The sequence below is a fragment of the Pseudoalteromonas sp. NZS100_1 genome, assembly GCF_015864285.1.
Taxonomy (GTDB): domain Bacteria; phylum Pseudomonadota; class Gammaproteobacteria; order Enterobacterales; family Alteromonadaceae; genus Pseudoalteromonas; species Pseudoalteromonas arctica.
The window spans coordinates 1-4,714 of sequence record NZ_JADYXN010000061.1; the positions used below are offsets into that span (position 1 = coordinate 1).

3 protein-coding genes are annotated in these 4,714 nt (G+C 37.6%); 2 read left to right on the forward strand and 1 reads right to left on the reverse strand.

Features of this window, described 5'->3' with window-relative positions:
* Positions 1 to 104 precede the first annotated feature (104 nt).
* Positions 105 to 1,652 carry a PAS domain-containing methyl-accepting chemotaxis protein gene (locus I6F66_RS20305; protein ID WP_165729583.1) on the reverse strand — a complete coding sequence of 516 codons (1,548 nt, stop codon included), beginning with the start codon at positions 1,650 to 1,652 and terminating at the stop codon, positions 105 to 107.
* 587 nt (positions 1,653 to 2,239) lie between these two features.
* On the opposite strand from I6F66_RS20305, the gene gshA reads away from it, so the two are divergent.
* A complete protein-coding gene (gshA, locus tag I6F66_RS20310; protein WP_165729582.1) occupies positions 2,240 to 3,817 on the forward strand; it encodes a glutamate--cysteine ligase in 1,578 nt (525 codons plus the stop codon).
* Positions 3,818 to 3,961: 144 nt separating this feature from the next.
* On the forward strand, positions 3,962 to 4,573 hold the full coding sequence (locus tag I6F66_RS20315) for a transglycosylase SLT domain-containing protein (RefSeq protein WP_010554629.1): 612 nt from the start codon (positions 3,962 to 3,964) through the stop codon (positions 4,571 to 4,573).
* Positions 4,574 to 4,714: the final 141 nt, after the last annotated feature.

Sequence of the window (4,714 nt, forward strand, 5' to 3'; positions counted from 1 at the left end):
CAAAAGATGATAAGGGTATTGTGAAGCAACCAAAAGATCGGTCAACCGATCAAAAATACCTTAACTGATCGGTGTTAGCTAAAATAGCGGCTTTTTTATGTTTGTTAAACTTTAAAAGTTAGTAATAAATCGTTCACCCTACGTGAACCTTCAACAAGTTCAGCTGCTCCTTTTGCCACATTAAAGCTTAAGCTTAAGTTGTTATCTCCAAAGTCTTTAATTTGCGAAACATTATTACTAATATCATTACTAACCATTTGTTGCTCTTCTGCAGCAGATGATATTTGTATTGCTAAATGAGATATTTCACTGATTTGGATAAAAATCCCCTCTAATTCAACTTGAGTTTTATCGGTTGTCAGCACACAATTATCGGCTTGTGCTTTAGTGCTTTGCATTACTTTAGACCAGCTAAATAAAGTATCTTGTATTTCTTTAATAGAACTGTGGATTTGTGTTGTAGCATTTTGAGTACGTGACGAAAGGGTCCTTACCTCGTCGGCTACTACAGCAAAGCCTCGACCATGCTCTCCCGCTCTAGCTGCTTCAATCGCTGCATTAAGGGCAAGTAAGTTAGTTTGATCGGCAATTCCTTCTATTTCACTCATTACTTTACCAATCTTATCTGCTTCAGAGGCTAAGCTGGTGGCTGTGGTTGCAGCCTTTTCTACTTGAAAAGCTAAATCAGATACCATTTTACTATTATCTGCAATATGGTCTTTTATTTCAGAGCAACTTTGATGGGTGTTATTCACTTTATCAGCTGTTTGAGCGGTATTTACTGATATTTCACCAATGGTAGAGCTCATTTGAGTCATCGCTGATGCAATTTGTTCTAAACGCTCACCTTGCGAAAAAATGCCTTTTTCAGTAAGCGTAGATTGTTTATCTAGATCAGTTGCGATGCCATTAAAGCTTAATGTGGAGTCTTTCATACGGCCAAGAACCGTGCGCAATTTTGCGCTTAGCATTTGCTCTCTATAATCACTTACGCTATGCGGTGTATGGCCGCTGTAAATATAGCGAGAGATTGAATCGGCTTTTGCTTTTTGTTCGCGTAATATTTTAGGGGTAACAATCAGTTCGTCATAATTTAGCGCAATAACTAAGGCGCACATCAATAGGCTAATTACAGCTAAAGAGATTGATCCCGTAACAGCAATAAAAATCAGCCAAAGTAATAGGCATATAAAAGTAATGCCTTGTCTTATTGTGGTGTGTTCTCGTAGTTTAAATGATGACTTATTGGCATTTATTTTGTTGTAAAGAGCGTGTGCACGTTGCTTAAGTTGAGAGCTTGCTTTAGTTCTTACTGATTGATAACCAACAAGTCGGCTATGCTCAAAAATAGGGGTTACAAAGGCATCTACCCAATAATAACGGCCATCTTTACAGCGGTTTTTAACCATGCCGCGCCACGAGTGCTCTTGTTTTAATGTTGCCCACATTTCTTTAAAGGCCGCTTTTGGCATATCAGGGTGACGAACAATATTATGATGCTGACCGATAAGCTCTTGTGCGCTATAACCTGCTACAGAGCAAAACTCTTGATTGACGTATGTTATTACACCCTTGAGGTCGGTAGTAGAAACAAGCTCTTGTGACTCATCAAAGTATACTTCTTTATTTTTTAAGCTTTTATCATTGTGCATTATGTTTATTATCATCCTTTATTGTTGCTGTCATTATATTGGTTACACACTACAAAGCAAAAAATAGCGTCTTTCCTTTTATGCTCATAAGGCAAATAATTGTTTTTATTGATCTAGATCAAATTTAAATATCGAGTAGCTAAATTGAACTCATTTTAAATAAGTTCCGGTCTATTATTTTAGGCTTATATTTTGCGTATTTAATTTATACTTAAATACGCATTTAAAGCATTTGTATAATGCCCAGAGCAATGGCAATATTACGACTTAATATAATGATGTTGGTCATATTGAGCGCATGTATAGAGTGGGTAAATAATTATTAACTTAGAAAAATTATATTGTTCTAGCAATTTATACCAGTTGCATTAAATAAGTGATCAATTATAGCGCTAAGAAAATAGCACAATAACAAGGCGAAAATTATGACATATAGTTGTTCTATATGAATAATTTTTAACGCAGTGAGTGCGCTATTTAATGCGATAGAATGATCATATTTTCAATAAAATTGGTATTAATCTTGAGTCTAAGTAATTAGCCCCCATAACCTTATGATTAAGCCACGTGGCCCGAGGAAAGATTTTTTGACAACACATGATTTAACTAACGCACTTGAAGCGTTATCAGTAAATGAGCACCAACATGCAGTTAAAGGCATTAAACGTGGCATAGAGCGAGAGTCGCTAAGAATACAAGATAATGGTGCAATATCACCTCAAGGTCACCCAAAAGGTGTGGGCAGTGCGTTAACTAACGGCCATATCACAACTGATTTTTCCGAGTCTTTACTTGAATTTATTACTCCAGTTAGTGAATCGTCAACGCAAACGCTTAAGCAATTAAAAGACCTTCAAAAGTTCACTCTAGAAAAAATGGGCGATGAACTACTTTGGCCCATTAGCATGCCGTGTTTTATTGAGCACCAAGACGATATAGTGCTAGCTCAGTTTGGTAGTTCAAATACTGGTCAAATGAAAACACTATACCGTGAAGGATTAAAAAATCGCTACGGTAGTATGATGCAAGCAATTGCAGGTGTTCACTTTAATATTTCATTCCCAGATACGCTTTGGCAGTCACTTCATTCTTTACAAAAAAGCAATGCAAGCCTTCAAGATTTTATTTCAGAAGGCTACTTATCGCTTATTCGTAACTTTAAACGCGAACTATGGCTAATAAGTTACATGTTTGGCGCATCGCCAGCATTGTGTAACTCATTTTTGCAAGGTCGAAAAACTGACTTACCATTTAAAAAACTAGGTAAAGGCACGCTTTACTTAGAAGTTGGTACAGCACTGCGTTTAGGTAATTTAGGTTATACAAATAGCGCTCAGTCGTCACTACGCGTAATGTATAACTCGTTAGATGAATATGTAGCGGGCCTTAAAAAAGCAATCAACACACCATCAGAAATTTATGGTGATCTTGATGACTACAAGAGTGAAAACCCTAAGCAGTTAAATAAAAATATTCTGCAGATTGAAAACGAATTTTACTCGCCAATTCGTCCTAAGCGCAATGCGAAAAGTGGCGAAACGCCAACGGATGCATTGCTTCGAGCAGGCATTGAATACGTAGAAATTCGCGCATTAGACGTTAACCCGTTTAGCGAAGTTGGTATTGATATTGAGCAAATTCACTTTTTAGATGTGTTTTTAACGTATTGTTTATTAAAAGATTCAGCTCCAATGGATTGGAAAGAACAAGCACGTAGTACTGAAAATCTCGACACAGTAGTAAACCAAGGTCGAGAAGAAGGGCTAATGCTTAACTTTAATAACACACAGCGTAGCCTTCAGTCGTGGGGCGATGAAATATTTACCCAGCTTACAGATGTCGCTAAATGGATGGATAATGCTTATGGTGTTAACTATTACTCAGATACTATAAAGCGCATGGCAACGTGGATACATAATCCAGAGCTTACTTACTCTGGACGTTACGTGTCACAATTAAAAGAGTCTGGTTTAGACAACGGTCACTTTGCACTAGCATTGGCTAGTAAATATAAGCAAAGCCACGCAGATACTGACTACAGCGAGTTTTTAAAGCCTTGGCTGGAACAACAAGTTGTAGAGTCTAACGAAGCACAAGCTGCAATTGAGCAAGCAGATACCCAGTCATTTACCGCGTTTTTAGATGCGTATTTTGACGGTAAATAACCTTAGTATTTAGCAACATTTAAGCAAAAAAACGCAGCCTAAGTTGGCTGCGTAAATATATTCAGGGATGAATTAATGCTGTACTGGTGCATTCATTGAGTCAGACCCACACTTTTTAGAAAAGTTCTGTGAGATCTTAGAAAAATGAAAAAAAATGCAATTATCCTATCTCTCGCCATTACTTTAGCCGGTTGTGCTACAGCGCCCCCAAAGCAACCTAACGATTTATGTAAAATCTTTGAAGAAAAGCCCGATTGGTATTTCGATGCAAAAGATGCACAAGAAAAATGGGGTTCTCCCAAGCATGTACTCATGAGTATGATGTACCAAGAAAGCTCATTTAAGCATGATGCCGCTCCGCCTATGGAGTACTTCTTATGGATAATTCCTACCGGTCGCGCAAGTGATGCCTATGGTTACTCGCAAGCTAAAACACCAACATGGTCTGATTATATTCGTGAAACAGGCAACAACGGTGCTGATAGAGATGACTTTGACGATGCAATCGACTTTATGGCGTGGTTTGTTTATAAAACGCATAAAGTAAATAAAATATCTAAATGGGATGCTTACGCACAATACCTTAATTATCATGAAGGTTGGGGTGGGTATAAGCGTGGCACGTACAAAAAGAAAAAGTGGCTAATGGGTGTTGCGAACAAAGTTAAGCACAGAGCGAGCCGTTATGGTGCACAATTAAAACACTGCGAAGAAGAGCTTGATAAAGGTTGGTTTGAACGTCTTATATTTGGCTAGATAATTATTAATGGATATAAAAAAGGAGCCAATTGGCTAATGCCGATCAGTTAAGAAAATGACAGGTTGACCGATCCAAACGATCATGCAAAATCCGTAGTTAGGAAACTAACTACGGATTTTTTTGTGAATATAGAACAA